2 protein-coding genes and 1 pseudogene are annotated in these 1,415 nt (G+C 63.7%); 2 read left to right on the forward strand and 1 reads right to left on the reverse strand.

The window, feature by feature from the left end; translation table 11 throughout:
* Positions 1 to 94 precede the first annotated feature (94 nt).
* Positions 95 to 373: pseudogene (locus ACWD35_RS45465) on the forward strand (transposase); the annotation flags it as partial.
* A gap of 13 nt (positions 374 to 386) precedes the next feature.
* Here the strand turns inward: ACWD35_RS45465 and ACWD35_RS45470 are convergent.
* Entirely contained in the window at positions 387 to 737 is a 351-nt protein-coding gene (locus ACWD35_RS45470; RefSeq protein WP_451357175.1) for a hypothetical protein, read from the reverse strand.
* Between the two features lie 229 nt (positions 738 to 966).
* Between ACWD35_RS45470 and ACWD35_RS45475 the strand changes: the two genes are divergently transcribed.
* On the forward strand, positions 967 to 1,242 hold the full coding sequence (locus ACWD35_RS45475; protein ID WP_451357176.1) for a hypothetical protein: 276 nt from the start codon (positions 967 to 969) through the stop codon (positions 1,240 to 1,242).
* Positions 1,243 to 1,415 lie beyond the last annotated feature (173 nt).

Here is a 1,415-nt window from a genome sequence, read left to right on the forward strand (position 1 = left end):
CAAGAGCCCGATCGACTACGAACACAGCTACCAGGCCAGCCTCACCGAGGAACTGGCTGCATAGGAAGGTCTCCACAGATCGGGGGGATTGACATACTCATCGCGAGCCATCCGTGAACACTTGCGGCGACGCGGAGCGCGGGCCGTGATCCCGCAACCTGCCGACCAGATCGCCAACCGTAAGCGCAAGGGCCGCGGCGGCGGGCGCCCGCCCGGATTCGACCGCGAGGTCTACAAACAACGCAACACCGTCGAACGCTGCATCAATCGCCTCAAACAATGGCGCGGCCTGGCCACCCGCTACGAGAAGACCGTCTCGGTCTACCGTGCCGGCCTCCTAATCGCAGGCATTTTCCTCTGGTCCGCCCGCTGAAAGAACAGCCAGCTCACGGCCGGAGGCATTCTCCCTGCGGATCGAAGCAGACGAGTCGGTGTTCGCGTGCCAGCGCGGCTGCGTACTCGGAGACTCCCTCAGCCTTGCCATAGGACATGAGCAGGTACACGATCGGGCCCGATGCCTCATCGATGACCGGCGTCGACGCCCGCACGACACTGTGATCGGCGTCGTCCGGGTATCGCGCGACGAGGGCTTCCACGTAGGCCACGATGCGTGGCGCCGGAGGCACGACGACATCGTCCGACTCCAGGTAGCGCTCGTAGAGTTCGTCGTAGGTCGAGCCCGCTTGGCGGTTGTCGAGTGGACGGTCGCCGTCCCACACAGCAAGGTCATAGCTCACAGGCGCATCGTCGCAGGCAGTAGTTCCACCGGCGCCAGCAGGCCCCGAGATCGAACCTCCACCAAGTGATCCGTAAGAGAGCTCCTAGTACTCCAGCTGTAGATCGTGATCTTCATGTCCGAGATGCGGCTTGTCGTCGGTAATGACTGGTGAGTGATCGCGCCTGGTGGCGGCGTCGCCAGCCGGACCAGCGGAGCCGGTAGGTCGGGCTGTGAAGGGGGATGTCGAAATGACCGTGTTCGACGAGCAAAGATGCCACAGGAGGCGGTATCCACCCCTGGTAGGTGCGGTGACGATGGTCGAGGCCGACGGCATCCACGATCGAACCCTAGCGGGTGGCCACACCAGCGCCCGACCAAACCCGGTTGGCCTCGACCTGGGGCGTGTCCCTCCCGATTGCATGCAGCTCGGCAAGCGCCGGCCGGTCGAGCGTGATGGGGCGGCGGTCGCCGGGTGGGTGACCGTGGAAGCGGACACCGAAATGGAGGCACCGCCGTGCGATTGATGCTCCTGCGCCGCAGGAGGTTTACCTCGCCACAGCCATCACGTATCGTCTTTCGATAACATCGATAAACGATAACAGGGGGATGTTGTGACCGAGGACTCCAAGCTGCTCGAACCGCTGTCCACCGTGGTGTCATTTGTACTGCGGCTACTGATCGGGGCCCTCGTACTCGG

The organism is Streptomyces sp. NPDC002671 (assembly GCF_053592475.1).